The sequence below is a fragment of the Halomonas sp. genome, from assembly GCF_033549285.1.
Classification (GTDB): Bacteria; Pseudomonadota; Gammaproteobacteria; order Pseudomonadales; family Halomonadaceae; genus Halomonas.
Genome location: NZ_JAWSUJ010000012.1, coordinates 27,153 through 42,246, shown reverse-complemented (window position 1 = coordinate 42,246; position 15,094 = coordinate 27,153). Strand labels below are relative to the sequence as shown.

Genomic DNA, 15,094 nt, shown 5'->3' with positions numbered 1-15,094 from the left:
CTACTCGAGGCGCGCCAGCTGGCGCAGGCCCGCGGCGGCATCCGCCGTGGCAAGCCACGCCACCAGGCCAATGTTCAAGGCCGCACAGCCCCACAGGATGATGCCGAAGGGCTGCTTGCGGGTCTTGTGGCGAAACCAGCGCCGGGCCAGCAGGGCGCCCGGCCAGCCGCCGGCGAGGGCGACAAGCTGCAGGGTCGACTCGCGGATGCGCCGTGCGCCCCGCCGGGCCGCGGCCTTGTCGACGCCATAGAGGGCCACCGCCGCCAGGCTCGCCAGCAGGTAGGCACCGATGAGCAGCGTCATGGGGCGTTCACCTCGATGATCAGGTCGGGGGCAAAGAGTGGCGGGACGAACTCGTCGGGATAGCCACCGGGATTGGCGATGACCCGGGTGCCGCCGGACGCGAGGTCCACCGGCTCGTGGACATGGCCATGGAGCCAGAGGTCCATGCGGCCCATCAGCTGCGGCAGATGGGAGGCGAAGGCCGGAGACAGCGCATCGCCGCGGTAGCGCCCCGGGATACACTCGGCCAGGGGCGCATGGTGGCTGATCACCACCCTCGGGCCGCTGAACGGCCTGGCCAGCTCCGCGTCCAGCCAGGCCAGGGCCTCGGCATGCAGGCGGCGGCTCTCCGCCGGGGTGAACACCGCCCCCTCCGGCTGCTCGATGATACGGAAATCCGGCATCAGGGCCAGCGCCCTGGCCTCGGTGAGTGACCAGTCGTGTTCCGACTGGCCGGCATAGAGGGCGAAGTCGGTCCACAGCGTGGTGCCGTGAAAGCGCACGCCGTCCAGGGTCAGCGAGCGGTTGTCCAGCAGGTGGATCCCGAGCCGTGCGGCCTCGGCGGCCAGTTCCCGGCGCAGCTCGGGCATGCCGGTGCCGTAGAACTCGTGGTTACCGGGGACATAGAGGATCGGGGTGCCGGCGAAACGCTCCGCTGCCCAGCCGAGCCCCTGGAGGCCGGCGTGGATGTCGCCGGCGAGGATCACCGCATCGGCGCTGGCCTCCGGCAGTTCCGGTGGGCTGTCGAAGTGTTCCAGGTGCAGGTCGGAGAGAAGCCTCAGGCGCATCGTCGGTTCCCTGTGCAGCGAGCCATCCGCGCCAGTGTGAGGCACGGACCGGACGAACACTAGCGTCCGCAAGGCACCTGGCGGCTGCTCCGTGCGCCCTGTCGGCGGCTCCGCCAAGGGTCGCGGGCCTCGCTGTCGCCGGCCTCAGTCGAAGTGTACCGCCAGCCAGATGGTCTCCTCGTCCGGGGCGGTCCAGGCGACACGATGCCGGCGGTGGGCGGGAATCGTCAGGTGGTCGCCCGGGCCGAGCGTCACCGACTCGCCGTTCTCGAAGGCCACCACTCCCCTGCCCTGGAGCACCAGCACCCACTCGTGGCGCACCTGGTCGTACCAGCCGGTGTCGGGCGAGGTGTGGCCGCGCGACACGATGCGCTCCACCGTCACCCCGCGGCCGCTCACGATCTCATCGAACAGCTCCTCGGGAAGGCCTTCGGGTATCGCCTCGAACAGGTTCGCCATCGACTGCCGCTCCTTGAGATGGGCGATCATGCGCCAACGCATGATCGGGGTATGCCTGGCACCATTGCCATGACCCTAGCAGCCTGACTGCCATGAGTGCGCCCTTGCCTTTCGAGCACGCATAAATGTAGCGGCGCGCGATAAATGAGCGCCATTCCGCACGATAATCCGGATTGATATTTTTCACGCATCGAAATGGCGGTTCCAGAATGGTGCCGGCTTGGGGATGCTGGCGGCCGACCTGCCCCACCCCTGGCGGTGCTTCAGAGGGGTGGATAGAAGGCTGCTTACCTATAGGTTAGGCTGCTGTTGGGCGTGATGGCAGGGAGCAACCGGGCTAAGCTCCGAGAACGCAGGGAGGGAGACTCATGAACAAGAGCCTGATGCGCACTCTGGTGGCCACCGTGGGCGGTGTTTTCGCGGTGCTTTTGGCCTACGGGCTGTTTGCAGATGGGGAAAGCGGGGGCAACCAGCCACGCAACAGCTCTGACAGCACGGTGGACTTCACCGACATTGATTCTGTCGTGAGGTCGATTGGCTTGGTGGTACGCGAGGACTCGAAGGAGAACGAACAGCAGATCCTCCGCGCGGTCCGCCGGTTCGCAGAGACCTGCCCGACACTCTTCACCCGATATGCAGGCGATGTCGTGAGCGCCACGGCTTACGGCAAGTGGGTAGAGATGTATCGCGAGGAGCGATACGGCTGGCATCAAGAGGTCGCTCTTGAGGTGCGCATGGATAGCCACGCCCCCGTAGCCCCGGGGCACCTCCTCACGTACTACCTCGGCGATGGGGATCGCCCTGGCTGGATCACGCAGAAGGCCCAAGGCCTCGAGCCTTGCCAGCGAGACGGCAATAGCTCCGGAGATACCTTCGTCCCTGTGCATGATCTCTACCAAGGCTGATCTCACGGCATCGTTCTCCAGTCACCCAGGTCGACGTCAACCTGGGGACCATCACTGTCCCGCTCCGCCTCAACACGCCTCACAACTCCATCTTGATCGACGGATATCTTCAATACGCTTTCCGATCGGTCACGCAGCGCCTCGCGAAATGTCTCGACCTGGCTGCGGCCATACTCCAACACCACTTCCTTTGCAATCTCTCGTGCCAGTTCTGCGTAGCCGCCAATGGAGCGCCCAACCTTAGTGCTTTCTACGGCATTTTCGAGAAGGGCGCCGAGAGAGAGGGCTGTCATGCCGACCCCGGCAGCCGGTATCGCTCTAGATCCCAACGCTGAGGCCGCCCTCAGCGCGCTTGGCGAAACCTTGCTGCCGGTTGACGCCGACGGCGAGGATTTCGGTGTGGGTCGGTTGGTGGGCGGCGAGTATCCACCGCCCTTGCGAGTGCCGGTGTTGCGCCCTCCGGGACCGCGTGCACCCCAATTGGTGACGTAGACAGGCACGGGGGCCATGCTGCCCGCTGCACCCCCCAAGCTGCCTGCGATGCCGCCGGTGGTGCTACCTCCCTGCACCCCGCGCCCCAGGCGTCCATAAAAGCCCCCCAGCTTGTAGAGGGAGCGCCCGGCATAAGCCGCTGCCGTCAGGCCGGCAACGGCGCCACCGATCTTGAGCCAGCGATCGACGGCCTCTTGGTCAAGGCTATTGAGGGCGTCGGCAGCGGACTGGATATGCTGGCTCAGGTTATCGTCAGCAAATTTCTGCCAAGTGGTAGAAAGGTTTTGCAACGCCCCACGAGCAGTTTCAGCGGCTCTAGCAGAGTCCGCCATGGTTGCAGCGCCATCCCCCTGGACACGAAGGAATTGCTCAAAGCTGGTGATCTCGCCGTTTGCATTGAACTCACTGAACAGTGAGTTGAATGCGCTCAGTGCCGTTTCGTTGGTGATCACCTCTGACAGGCGCTGGGCGCTGCCATCTACCCGCTCTACCAGCTCGACCATGATGTCAGTGATGGCCCGCATTCGCTTAGGGTCTTCAGGATCCATGACCTGAATGCCGCCACGCTGAAGCTCTCTGATCGTGTCGGCGTTCTGAAAAGTTCGCAGCAGGTTCTCAAAGCGGGTGGCTGTCTCTTCGGGGCCACCGGAAGCGCGGCTTATCACCTGGAGTGCCGCACCCATTTCGCGGATTGCGTCAGGCCCTGTTCTACCCATCGCGGTGTAGGCAGTGACTACGCGAGGGCCGAGCTTGGCCAGATTCTGAAGCGTGAACGCCCCTTGTTTGCCCTGCTGGTTAAGGGTGTCGATGGAGCCCAGCACGGCATCCATGTCGCGCAGGTCCATCTTCTGGAACTCGGCCATGATCTGGCCGATGTTGGTGCCCTCGGCACCGGTGGCGGAGATGGCAGCGGCAATGTTGCGCAGGTTCTCCCGAGCGAACTCCAGGTCGCCGGTCTTCTCGACGATGCCCTCGATGGCGGCGGTGATCTGCGCCGGGTCGACGCGGATGTCCGGTGCGCGAGCGGTCTCGAAGATTTGACGGCGCAGCTCCTCCATCTCCTCGGCACTACGGCCCGACTGGATGCCCAGGCGGGTGAAGCGCTCCTCGAGGGCGACCAGGGAACGCACGGTGCCTACACCAGCGGCGCCAGTGGCGAGGGCTACCCAGCGGTTTCCAACACGGTCCAGCGTGTTGCCGAGACCTCCGGCGACGCGTTGCAACCTCCCCATATGGCGCTGGCCATTGGTGGCCATGCCGCGCATGGCGCCCTCGTAGCGCCGTGCCTGGCGGTCGAGGTTGCCACGCAGGTCCATTACCACACTGGCGCGCAATTCACTCATCTCGGCTCCTCGCGTATTGCATGTATCGGATCAGTCGGCGCAGGCTCAGGACCCGTTGGTCAGCTTCGCTCCACCCCGTCCAGGTGGCGACCGCCCACATGGCCCTAGGCAGGCTCTTGGCGATCGCCATCACTTCGCCCCCGCGACTCGGCCTCTGACTGGGCCTGGGCGACGGCGGCACCATCGAGCTGCTCGGTGCGTGCCAGCAGCAGGTTGAGGTCCTCGGGGTGCAACTTGTGCAGCAGCTTGAGCTCCAGGGGGCCGCTGATATCGCCCACGCTGACGATCTGGCGGCGCAACACCTCGACGCCGACCCGTGAGGGGCTGGCCACCAGCACAGGTTCACTGCCGCCGTCTTGAGCAGGGGAGAATACCAGGCGCTCTGCTGCCTCCTGGGCATCCAGCACGTCGCCGGCGGTGGCTTCGCGCAACACCACATCCTTGTAGGTTTCATCGCCGAGCCTGAGGCCATGAATCAGGGTAAGTGTGAGTCGAGTAGTGGCTTTTCCAGTAGTTTGAGACATCAGTGATGGTCCTATCTTCGAGAGTGAGGAGAGGGCTTCTCTCCATGGTTGCCGGTGCGATCAAGCACCATTCCCGGTTGAGCCATAGGCGAGCTGCCAGAAGGCGTAGCCGCCGGCCCCTCGTGCTTCGGCGCCGAACAGGAACTTGCGCCGCGAGAAGACGTCCGGAGCGTTGATGTCATGCATGGCCACGAACACCGGGGCCTTGCGCTCCTGGTAGATGAAGGGCGCGACCGGCTTGGTCCTGTCAATCAGGAACCAGGCGGTGTCGCTGGTGAGCCAGTCGCCCACCACCAGCTTGGCGGTGTCCTTGTAGGGGTTGGGCTTACCGTCCTCAAGGCGGTCGTTGGCAAGCAGCGCGTGGCCGGTGTCCTCCAGGGCGGGCGGCACCAGGAGGATGTTGGGGCGCACGCCCAGCGGGCGGCCTTCGTCATCCTTGAACTTGCGCATGGCAGCGCGCGCAGCGCCGTAGGACGCTTGGGCGGCGGCCAGGGTAGAGATGGACAGCACCGCAGTGCCCATATTGGATACGCTGACAGCACCGCCCTGACCGTCGCCTACCGGGTGGTCGGTGTCGAAGAACGGCTGGCCGTCGTAGCACGGGTCGAAGAAACCACGGTTGACTAGTTCGTAGACAATCTCGTCGGGAAGCTGCTTAGAACTGTGCCCGGCCATCTGCGCTTCGGTTCCGATCACGCCGAGGCTGTCGTCCTCGATGTCGTTGCGATCGACCTCGACGGTAGCCTCAAAGTCGTCGTTGACGACGGTGTAGCCGTGGCCTTCGAGCTGCTTAACCACCTTCTCGCCGGCCCAGCGGCGCAAGCGCGGGAAGCGGCCCAGCCACTTATAGCGGTTCTCGCCGCTGGTCGAGGTCACCCTCATGGCGATCTTTTCCCAGCTCGAGGGGGCGGCGTCGAATCCTGCACCGAATTCCGACGATAATGACATGAAGACTTCATGTAGGGTCGCTTGGTTGATGATCACTGAGCGTCACCCCTTTCGTCGCCTTCTCTCAGGGCAGTTTGCTTGTTGATGATGTTGTAGATTTGCATTTCCGTGAGCTCGTGCCTCTTGGCCAGCTCTGCAACAGACAACCCGTCTTCTGTGAACTCTTTGTAGACCCGACGATGCTTGATAGCTTTGAGTAGGGTTTCCCCTTTCGGCAGGTAGAAGGTGCGCCCCCCTGCCATAAAGGCCAGTGCCTCCACGGCCGTTTGGGCAAGGCCAATGGCCTGCTCCTTTCTGAGACCTTTCTGTAGGAAGGCGTTTTCAATGATATCCATCATCTCAACCATGCCTTTAGGCCAGCTGCGGCGGTAATTCATGGGACGTTGCACTCGACGCCTCCTTAACGGCAAAGAGTTGATTCCTTATCGAACAGAGTGTTTAGCCAATTCGACGAACCCTTGAGCCTCCAATCGCTCGCGCTCCTGGTCCGCCAGTCGATCAAACTGTCCAAGCCGCAATGCATGATCGGCAGAGAACAGCACACCGCCGTGTAGGTCGTGGGCCGTCGCACCCTCGAATGCACGGAGATTAAAGGCCGGCAGCAGCATCCGATACCATTGGCCTGGCATCAGGGATTCCGTGCGGCCGGGCAGCACCTCGGACATCAGGGCATCAATGCCCCTGAGTCGCTCGAAGGCTCGTTGCAGGCCTTGTGCATGCTCCAGATAGTCGTCCCCCACCTCTTCGGCACAACGCCTCAGAAACTGCTCCAGGACTCCCGGCGTACGGCTCTTCACATCCTCGCAGTAACGCTGAGCTCGCTCGAGGCGACGCCGCAAACCATTTACCGCCTGGTTCTTGTCTCTCAACGTGGAAAGCGCTCGCGCTTGCTGGCTGTCCTCGTCATCGACGATCTCCTTGATCTCCGCGTCGAGCAAGTCCAGTGCTGCTTGATCTGCTTCGCCCGCGGCCATATCGGCCAGCAGGTCTTCGCGCTGCCCCAGGAGCCGATCCAGTCGCGCGTCGTCGCCACATGCCGAGGCAGCTTGCTCGCTGGCCTGCTCAGCGGACGCTACCAAGGCCTCGAGGCGCTCCACTTCAGCCTGAGCCTCGCCCAGCGCATCCTGGTGGGCCAACACTTCTTTCGCGCTGGCCCCGGCATCGAGGGCTTCAATTTGCTCTTGCAGCTCAGCGTCCCTTGCCTGCAAATCCTGAACGCGATGCTCGGCGGTCGAGATCGTTTGAGTAAGATCCTCAAGATCCTGGCGAACTGCATTCAACCGTGGATGGTATTGAGCCCCCCCCCTCCCCTCGTCTTGCTCTGCCGTTCGGGAAAGGGCATCGAGCTCGGCCCTCACATCACGAAGTCTTGTCCTGTGATAGTGGGTCTCGGTAGACAACCGCCCCTTCTCAGCCCTGTTGCTGCTGAGCTCCGCAGTCAACGCATCCTTCCGCTTCAGCCGATCATGAAGAGACTCTGTTTTGCCGTTGAGTGCCATCGTTGCCAATCTCCGGTCTTATGTATGGCCACACCCCTGAGTGATATCGATCCATCAACCAGGAACCCCTGCTCGTGTCTTTTCACGAGCAAAGCCCATTAAAGTTCCTAAAGGGTATTAGGGGGTTTCAAGGCGCTTTAAAAACTGATCGGGGATGATTGGGGATATGGCAGGACCACGGTAGAGAGGGGGAAAGGGGGCGCGGTATGACCCGCCGCAGATAGTGGCGGGCAAGAGGGAAGATGGACAGCGCTGGCGGGAACCTCAGTCGCCGTTCCCATGAATGTTGACGCGACGGGCCGCCATGGCCTTCAGAGCAGTGATGGCTTTGGCGGTGGTGTCGGTATTGGCGAAGCGCAGGCTGGTGATGCCGAAGCTGCCTTCCAGCCAGTGGTCCAGCGCCTTGATGTCATCGGCGCCGGTGTATTCACGCCACAGCCGGTGGATCAGGCGCACCTGGTCGGGAAGCTGAATGACCGCCCTCGGAAACGGCTCGGCTATCGGACACCGGCACAGGTGTTTCTGGGGGAATACTCAGGAGCCCTGAATACCGCAGGTGCTGCTCTTATTGCTTGAATTCAGGAGATCCAGCTCGCTAGAACTACGACAGCCCGCCACATCCTCGAGCAGGTCGCGCCAGTCTCCATCATCGAGATCAAGCTGCTTCCGGGCCACGTGCAGCAATCTCAGCTTAGTTGGGTAGAGTCTCATGGCGGCACCCCGGTCAAACCCCGTTTAAAACTGCTCAGGCTTGTTTAACTATTTTCAGCTAGGCCGTTAGGCCCCCAAACCCTTGGGGGCCTTAGAGGCGCTCCTAGAGGCTGCTGGACGCACCCGCCTGGAGCTCTTCGCAGAGGCGGCTCAGCTCGATGGCTCGTTCGGCTTGCGTTTGACAGACATTGAGGATCAATAGGGCTCGTTCGACTTGCGGGCTGCTCGCCGCAACTTCATCCAGATAACCCGATCGCAAGACGGCATCTATCAGCGCTCCCAGCTCGACTACTGCCTGCGTCAGGTCCATCTGTGCCAGGTCGTCGCGCACATGCCGGTTCACTTTCGGTTCGGCTACAGCAGTATCAGTCATGCATTAGGCTCCCTTGACCACATCGGCGTTAACTTTGCGCTGGCCGAGCTCGGCAGCCAGGTTCATGCACTTCACGGCGAAGTTGTTGACGACCAGAGGATATAGCATCGAGATCGGCATCCGGCTGTTGCGGCCGTGCAGCGTCAGTCGCTCGCGCATGGCCAGGTAGGCGTCATCCTCGAACACCTCCTCCAGCGGCTTGCCCAGGCGCTTGAACTTGAGCGCCAGGTAGGGTGCCAGGTGCTCCTCGAGGGGAGAAAGCTCGGCCACCTCGATGCGTCGGATCACCTCTCGGGCCTGCCAGTTGCGGCGCTCGTCCAGGATGCCCTTCAGCTCGGGCTGGCCGATCAGGATGATGCCCAGCAGCCGGCGGAAACCGTCCTCCAGCTCCCAGAAGCGCTTGAGGTACTTCAGCGTCGGTACCGTCAGGTCGTGAGCCTCCTCGATGATCAGCACATGGCTGGTGCCACCGCGGCTCGAGCCGGTCAGCAGCCGCTCGATCTGGCGTGCCTTGGACTCCAGCTTCTGCTTCGGACGCTCCTGGGAGACATCCTCGATGATGGCGTCGCACAGCGCCCCGGCGGTCAGCTGACCCTTGTCGATGGTGCGCGGCAGGATCGGCGTGATGGGGTGCTCCTCGCGCTGGATGCGGTCGATGAGGTCGCGGCGCAGCACGCTCTTGCCGGCACCGGACTCGCCGATCACCGCCAGGAAGCCGCCATGCTTGGCGGTACTGAGCATGTGCTCGCGAATGTAGCGCTGTTCGGGCGCGAGGAAGACGTCCTCCACGCCCTGCACATCGTCGAGGAAGGGGTCGCGGAACAGGCCGAAATGGCGGCGAGCGCTCTGTGTTAGCATGGCTTTCTCCGGTAGTTGGTCGAATTCGTCGTCAGCGATCGGGGCGGAATCCCGGCCTCGTTGCGCGCTATCTTGCCGGACGGGGCGCAGCGGGCCGGGGTTCTCGTCATCGGTCTCGAATGCCACCGTGATCTCCTTTTCAGTTGCGCCACAGCGGCGCAGGTAGTCGGTTATCTGGCGCTCCAGAAATACTCGTGGCGTGCGGGCCGGCCAGACGTTGCCCCTCAGTACATGCGTGATGGTGGCGTTGGACGGGTGCCGGCCGTTGGCCAGCACGACGTTGGCCGCCAGGTCCATCTGCCGTTTCCCCAGCTCGGCAAGCAGCCGGCGCAGCCGAATGGGGCGGTAGGCCACCGGTGCCGCCTCGGGGCGGGGTGGGACGTGGGTTGTCGCAAGCATTGCGTCTCCTCCTGCGTCAGCGGGCCAAAGCCACGGCCCGCGGCTGCTCGATCAGCTCGGCCACCAGGGCATCGAGCTGCTCTTCCGGCACCCCCTCGGGATATCGGTTTCTCACCAGGTCACTCTCGTCGGGGCTCAGCGCCCGCCCAAGCCGCTCACGCAGCCGCTTCAGCGCCTCGATCATCGACAGCGGGGCGAGCGTCACGGAGGTGGCCTTGGCCACGTCCAGCGGCGTGCCGCGGCGTGCCATGAAGGCCGGTAGGGTATCGGCCGCCAGGTAACTGATCGGATCGAATTCGCCGCTGAAGGGGGTTTGCCGCTTGCCCCGGGCCTTGTCGACCTCCTGCTGGGTCTCCACGCCGTAGGCCGCCTTGTCCATCGCCTTGCGGTTGGCGTCCACGTCGGTATCCGGCTTGGCGGCGTAGCTTTCGCCGAATACAGGGCTGTCCAGGTAGAAGCCGGCGGCATCGCGCTCCAGCGGGGCGCACTCGAACTGCTCGGCACCGTTCTCCAGGGCGACGAACACGTTCGGCGCCCGGTAGGGGTTCACCGTGACGGTCACGATCTCGCCGACGCGTACACCGGGGAGATCCGCCACGGAATAGGTCGCCGATTCGAAGCCCTTGATGGCGTAGGAGATGGTCAGGTCGCCCCGCACCTTGCGCGACTCGGGCTTGGTGCGCAGTAGCTGCTCGCAAAGCTCACGCGGTGGACACAGTCGCAGCTGCTCAGGCCTGATGGTCTGCCATAGGCCATAGCGTGTGCTGCGGGTGCGGGTGTGGAGCTTGGTGGCGCTGAAGTGGCGCATCCATGTGTGGGCCGCCGCATTCAGGGCCTCCAGGCTCTCCACCCTCATCAGCGACAGGCGCCCCTCGAAGTCGCGCTCGACCAGGTCGTGGGTCCGCTCTACCTGACCCTTGCTGCGTGGCTGGCCAGGGGTGTGCGCCCAGTGCGTCACCTGCAGCTGATCCAACAGGTTGCGGATCAGGTGCGACTGGTTGGCGCTGCCGGCATCCCACACCATCATCTGTGGCACCCCATGGAAGGGGTCGTGTGGGTGGTCGCGCTCCGGCCAGGCGTGCATCAGGAACTCGAACAGCGTCTCCTGGTCCTCACCAGCGGCCAGGAAGTACTCGACGTAGAAGGCGCCGCTGTAATGGTCGGTGATCAGGTAGCGCAGCACCCGCTGATTGACCACCTTGGCAGCATTCTCCGGCTTGTTCTTGTAGAAGCGCTTAGCATCCATTACCGCCAGGCCGCCTTTGTCGAGGTAGTAGAGCACGCAGACCGAGACGTCGAACTGATGCACGTGGTTGGGGTGCTGGCTGCGCATCTGGGTATGTGGCGTGGCCCGGCTCACCTGGTCAGGGTGCAGGCCTTGCTCGCGCATCACCCGGGCATAGGTATCTGCCGAAGCCCGCGTAGTGACACCGCTGGCGGGGTTCGCCAGAGCGATCTCCAGGGCGACTTCGACCGACAGCAGCCGCTTGCCGCTGTCGCGGGTGCTCTGGCGCATGATGCTGGCCACCGTGGCCGCCTCTTCCCGGCTGACCTGGCTGGCCCCGCGGTCGCGCCGGCGCTGCCGCTGTGCGTCCCAGCCAGCAGCCTTCAGGCCGCGATAGACCCGGTCCTTAGAGCAACTCAGGAACTGAGCGGCCCGCGCCACGATCTGGCCTTTCTGGCCGCGCGGTGCCTCGCGAAGCTCCTGGGCGACGCGGTCGAAATGGCGAAGTTCGTCGGCGCTGAAGGCGGTCATGACGGCGCGACCTCCTGCATCCAGCTGTCGTCGACGTCCAGGTCGACCGCCTCCAATCCCAGCTCAATCTGCAGCTGGTCGAGCTCGATGCGCAGCCGGGCCACCTGCTGGGCGCAGGCGTGCTTCAGCTCGCGGGGCGCATCTTCCCAATCTAGGATCTCGACCATTACTGCGCGCAGCGGCAACAGCAGGCTGCGGGCCTTGAACCCTTCGGCCTCGAGGCGATCCGAGAACTCCTCCACCCGCTGGTCGGGCGTCATATGCTGGCGGCGGTGCAGCTGCTCTTCTAGCTCAACGATCCTGCTGGACTTGTCCTGGGTGACCCGTCGGGAAGCCTCCAGCTCTTGACGACTATCTTCGGCTTGCTGTTTCAGCGCCTCCCTCTCCTTGGCGTGCCGAGCGGCCATGTCCTCGATCAGCTCGACCAGGGCATCTTTGTCTTCGATCTGTACCGCTTCGCCCTGAATGATCAGCTCGCGCTCTTCTTCCGGTAGCTGTCGGAGTTTGCGCAGCTCGCGGTACCCGGCGCCGACAGCCTGAAGGCTTTCCAGTGCCTCCTCGCCGAAGGTGGCGAGGTTGCGGAGATCCTCATCCACAGATGTCTTAGAGCGTCCAATCGCTCGGCAGTAACCATCCCAAGTGCCGACGTCGTCTATTTTGTTGCCTTGAGGATCAACGCCGGGCACGCCCTTAAGTTCGCGATATGCCTTGGTTTCCTTTACTTCGGCCAGGGTGCGCAAAGTGACGACGGTCGCCAGTTTTGCGAACGACTGCGCCGTCCGAGCCTGACCCAACAGCTGATTGGCCTGATCCCGAGCTACGGTATAACGCGCGAGCTCGGCTTTCTCGGCACCTTCGGTCAGAGCGCGCTCCTCCAACTGCCGCTCGGTCAGGTCGGCCTGCTCCAGCTGATCCTGCAGCTCTTCGTGCGTCTGTGGTTGCTTACCCATGCACCAACTCCTCTCCTGTCACGTCTCGATACTCCTGGCGCACCGCCTGCAAGCGGTTGAGCGCATCCCGCTGATAGGCATGGGCCACTCCAGCCAGGCGAGTCGCCACGCGCCACTGCGACCGCTTGCTGCCGGCCACCGGCACCTCGACGACCCAGCCATGGGCCTCTAACGTTTTCAGCAGCCGCCATGCTGTGGTCGGGCTGACGCCGGCGCCGGCGGCCACGTCCAGCAGCGGCTTGCCCTGGAAGCCATCGGCAAGCAGTGCCTCGAACAGCGTCAATGCCTTGTCGACGGACTGATTCAGTGCCTCATTCATCCCGCTTACCTCCGTCTCCACGGCGGTACTTCAGGCTGTCGAAATAGCGATACAGGCTACTGCTGCTGGGAGCCCTATCGCCGAATCGCTCTTGGCACTTGATCTGGATCTGACTAATCGAGAGCAGGCCACGTAGTCCATGAATGAAGTCCCGTACTTCGGAGTCGCGATCGACCTTGAGGCGGCGCGCCTCTCCCTCTCCCTCCAGGATCAGGTCCACGCTGAAAGGCTCGGCGTCGTTGGCTGCTACGGGCCGATCGGTCGCCTCCTTCTCTGCTAGCTCATGCATCGCCGCGCTCATCACCGCCAATGCGTCGGCGACTGTCAGCTTGTCGATGGCTCCTAGCACCCGGTTACGCCGCCGGGTCAGCTCCGCTGCGTTCAACATCACACCGCGCCTCCCATCTCTGTGCCAAAATCGAGCTCCGGCTGGCGGTGCCGCTGGATCGTTCCCTGGTGCCAGGCCAGCTGCTCCATGGTGGTGTAAAGCGCCCCCAGCGTGTCCTCGGCCTCCGCCTGGCCGTCGTAGTAGCGCAGCAGCAGGCCCACCGCCTCGGTGAAGCTCGACTGCAGCGCATTGATATCGGTGCCGCTGGCTTTCTTGCCAGTCGGAATACCGATCAACAGCTTGTGGCCGGAGTGGCCGATGAAGCGCGTCACGTAATCGATCCCACAGGCCTGCTCGAAGGGACGGATCAGGATCGCCGGCATCCGGCCATTCTCCAGCCACTTGTAAAGCGCCCATTTGCTGGGCAGGCCCATCAGGTCGGCGACGCGGTCCACTGAACGCTGATGCTTCACTCGGGCGTGCTCCAGGTTCCATTCCATTGCTTGTCGCAATGAGCCTGGCTGCCGGTGCTTCCAACTTCGCCTCGTCATTGCCCTATCCCCTTAACCATGCCATCCAAACAAAGAACTGCCTTGGCTCTATGCGCTATCCAGCCCGCCGTCTAGCCTGTTGTTACTGGGCCAGATCGGCGGTACTGGGTTCGATGACCCCAGAAGCTTCGAGCAGCTCCCTGCGAAGCCTGGAGCCCTTAGGGCCATTCCAGGCACCTGCTAGCGCTGCACGTGCGTTTGAGGCATTGATTCCTCGCTTGCGGCACCAGCTGGTCAGGGATGTGCCTTGAGTGACGAAGCCTGCCCTGACGCTGAGGTACAGCTCGGGCCCTGGGGCATACCTGCTGTCATTCATCGCGGTCTCTCCGGTATCCTTTGGTGTAACTGCATGGCGTACGTAAGCGCCGTGCGTACTTAATGTAAGCATGGTGATTACTCATGTCAACACATTGCGCTGACCCGCAACGCCAAGGCGTGGATATCATTGCGGTGCTGGATCGCCTGGCTCGCCTAACCGGAGCCCAGACGGATGCCGCGCTAGCGGACGTGCTTGGCACCTCTAGACAGGTGCTTTCTGGCTGGCGCAAGCGGGGCACCATCCCATACGAGAAGCTCGTAGAATTCGCGCAGAGCTCAGAGGACGTGTCTCTCAATTACTTGCTTTGGGGGGAGGAGCCGCGCTCGATAGAGACTCCCGTCGAAGGCAATCGCGTTAGCGCACAGAAACTAGAGGTGATTGGTGACGCTCTGCTGGATGCTGTGAATCAGGTCAAGGCAGAAAATGGCCCCGATTACGAGGGGTTCATGAAGGGTCCGCAGATTTTTGCTTATGCAGCAATAGTTTATAATCGCACTATCGACCAGTTTCCTCCTGGCCACATCTGGACTCCCGCGCTCGATAGAGAGATTGAGCACATTATTGAGATCGTTAAGCTTGATTATGAAAGGCAGCTAACCCCCTCGCTGCGCCGGGATGCCGACTCCGAGAATGGTAGCGGGGGTGCCGCCGCCCAGGGGGAGAATAGGCCCAGCAAGGGTTCCGGGAATCAACAAGTTCCTGATGATCAAAAGAGCTCTTCGGGGGCGGGCGGAGAAAGAGCCCACCAGGAGATCGGTGGTGAGGGGCACCAGATTGCTGGCGGCAACATCGAGAACAACTGCGGCGTGAGCATCGGCATGAGATTCAAGGAGTGACCAGAGAGGAGCGGCCAAAGGCTGGCGCCCATCAGGTTATCCAGGGCGAGGGGCATCAGATCGCCGGCAACGACATCCATAACCATACCCGCGAGGAGTACACACCGCCGGCCGATAGCCCTTACCTCCAGCCCTGCAAGGCCTGCGGCTGGCACGGTGTGGCGGTGAATGCCCCTCAGTGCGGGAAGTGCGGGTACAATTACGCCCTGGAACGCGCCATCGCAGCCGAACGAGATCGGCGGCAATACGAGCGCTTCGTGCTGGGCTTGATCATCGCGTGTTCAGCGGTCGTTATGACGGCCGCAGCCACCAGTAGCCGAACCTCACTCGACTTCCTGGACGCCCTGGCCGTGTGTGGCTTTGCTGCAGTCGCAGCCTGGGGAGGGTGGTGCGGGCTTCGCGCCCGGTGCTCAGTGAGGTGGCAGGCGCTCAAGCGCCGCTGGAAGGGTCGAGC

At 63.1% G+C, this 15,094-nt stretch carries 18 protein-coding genes; 2 read left to right on the top strand and 16 right to left on the bottom strand.

The window, feature by feature from the left end; genetic code table 11:
* The 3 genes from SCI24_RS04590 to SCI24_RS04580 all read right to left on the bottom strand — a co-directional run bounded on the left by SCI24_RS04590 (position 1) and on the right by SCI24_RS04580 (position 1,529).
* The gene (locus SCI24_RS04590; protein WP_318724255.1) at positions 1-303 is read right to left on the bottom strand and encodes a DUF1294 domain-containing protein; all 303 of its coding nucleotides are present in this window, start codon (positions 301-303) and stop codon (positions 1-3) included.
* Positions 300-1,070, bottom strand: a complete 771-nt coding sequence (locus SCI24_RS04585; RefSeq protein ID WP_318724254.1) for a metallophosphoesterase — start codon at positions 1,068-1,070, stop codon at positions 300-302. Before SCI24_RS04585 ends, SCI24_RS04590 begins: the two co-directional genes overlap by 4 nt.
* 144 nt (positions 1,071-1,214) lie before the next feature.
* Positions 1,215-1,529 (bottom strand): cupin domain-containing protein, encoded by a 315-nt coding sequence (locus tag SCI24_RS04580; RefSeq protein WP_318724253.1) that lies wholly within the window; start codon positions 1,527-1,529, stop codon positions 1,215-1,217.
* 368 nt (positions 1,530-1,897) lie between these two features.
* Between SCI24_RS04580 and SCI24_RS04575 the strand changes: the two genes are divergently transcribed.
* Positions 1,898-2,434, top strand: a complete 537-nt coding sequence (locus SCI24_RS04575) for a hypothetical protein (RefSeq protein WP_318724252.1) — start codon at positions 1,898-1,900, stop codon at positions 2,432-2,434.
* Positions 2,435-2,436: 2 nt separating this feature from the next.
* On the opposite strand, the gene SCI24_RS04570 is transcribed toward SCI24_RS04575, so the two are convergent.
* From SCI24_RS04570 to SCI24_RS04510, 13 genes are all read right to left on the bottom strand, one after another.
* Positions 2,437-4,269: a hypothetical protein gene (locus SCI24_RS04570; protein WP_318724251.1), complete on the bottom strand. Its 1,833-nt coding sequence runs from the start codon at positions 4,267-4,269 to the stop codon at positions 2,437-2,439.
* Positions 4,270-4,373: 104 nt separating this feature from the next.
* Complete coding sequence (locus tag SCI24_RS04565; RefSeq protein ID WP_318724250.1) at positions 4,374-4,793, bottom strand: phage tail assembly protein; 420 nt, start codon at positions 4,791-4,793, stop codon at positions 4,374-4,376.
* A 60-nt stretch (positions 4,794-4,853) separates the two neighbouring features.
* Positions 4,854-5,777 carry a Mu-like prophage major head subunit gpT family protein gene (locus tag SCI24_RS04560; protein ID WP_318724249.1) on the bottom strand — a complete coding sequence of 308 codons (924 nt, stop codon included), beginning with the start codon at positions 5,775-5,777 and terminating at the stop codon, positions 4,854-4,856.
* Positions 5,774-6,130, bottom strand: coding sequence for a Mor transcription activator family protein (locus tag SCI24_RS04555; RefSeq protein ID WP_318724248.1), 357 nt, complete (start codon positions 6,128-6,130; stop codon positions 5,774-5,776). Before SCI24_RS04555 ends, SCI24_RS04560 begins: the two co-directional genes overlap by 4 nt.
* A 33-nt stretch (positions 6,131-6,163) precedes the next feature.
* Entirely contained in the window at positions 6,164-7,240 is a 1,077-nt protein-coding gene (locus SCI24_RS04550; protein WP_318724247.1) for a hypothetical protein, read from the bottom strand.
* A 264-nt stretch (positions 7,241-7,504) separates the two neighbouring features.
* Complete coding sequence (locus SCI24_RS04545) at positions 7,505-7,696, bottom strand: phage protein GemA/Gp16 family protein (protein WP_318724246.1); 192 nt, start codon at positions 7,694-7,696, stop codon at positions 7,505-7,507.
* Positions 7,697-8,054: 358 nt separating this feature from the next.
* The gene (locus SCI24_RS04540) at positions 8,055-8,324 is read right to left on the bottom strand and encodes a hypothetical protein (protein ID WP_318724245.1); all 270 of its coding nucleotides are present in this window, start codon (positions 8,322-8,324) and stop codon (positions 8,055-8,057) included.
* Between the two features lie 3 nt (positions 8,325-8,327).
* A complete protein-coding gene (locus SCI24_RS04535) occupies positions 8,328-9,581 on the bottom strand; it encodes an ExeA family protein (RefSeq protein WP_318724244.1) in 1,254 nt (417 codons plus the stop codon).
* 16 nt (positions 9,582-9,597) lie between these two features.
* Positions 9,598-11,337: a transposase gene (locus SCI24_RS04530; protein WP_318724243.1), complete on the bottom strand. Its 1,740-nt coding sequence runs from the start codon at positions 11,335-11,337 to the stop codon at positions 9,598-9,600.
* Complete coding sequence (locus tag SCI24_RS04525) at positions 11,334-12,287, bottom strand: hypothetical protein (protein ID WP_318724242.1); 954 nt, start codon at positions 12,285-12,287, stop codon at positions 11,334-11,336. The genes SCI24_RS04530 and SCI24_RS04525 overlap by 4 nt, the downstream gene beginning before the upstream one ends.
* On the bottom strand, positions 12,280-12,606 hold the full coding sequence (locus tag SCI24_RS04520; RefSeq protein ID WP_318724241.1) for a helix-turn-helix domain-containing protein: 327 nt from the start codon (positions 12,604-12,606) through the stop codon (positions 12,280-12,282). The genes SCI24_RS04525 and SCI24_RS04520 overlap by 8 nt, the downstream gene beginning before the upstream one ends.
* Entirely contained in the window at positions 12,599-12,994 is a 396-nt protein-coding gene (locus SCI24_RS04515) for a hypothetical protein (protein WP_318724240.1), read from the bottom strand. The genes SCI24_RS04520 and SCI24_RS04515 overlap by 8 nt, the downstream gene beginning before the upstream one ends.
* The gene (locus SCI24_RS04510; RefSeq protein ID WP_318724239.1) at positions 12,994-13,407 is read right to left on the bottom strand and encodes a hypothetical protein; all 414 of its coding nucleotides are present in this window, start codon (positions 13,405-13,407) and stop codon (positions 12,994-12,996) included. The genes SCI24_RS04515 and SCI24_RS04510 overlap by 1 nt, the downstream gene beginning before the upstream one ends.
* Before the next feature lie 477 nt (positions 13,408-13,884).
* On the opposite strand from SCI24_RS04510, the gene SCI24_RS04505 reads away from it, so the two are divergent.
* Complete coding sequence (locus tag SCI24_RS04505) at positions 13,885-14,640, top strand: helix-turn-helix domain-containing protein (protein WP_318724238.1); 756 nt, start codon at positions 13,885-13,887, stop codon at positions 14,638-14,640.
* Positions 14,641-15,094 lie beyond the last annotated feature (454 nt).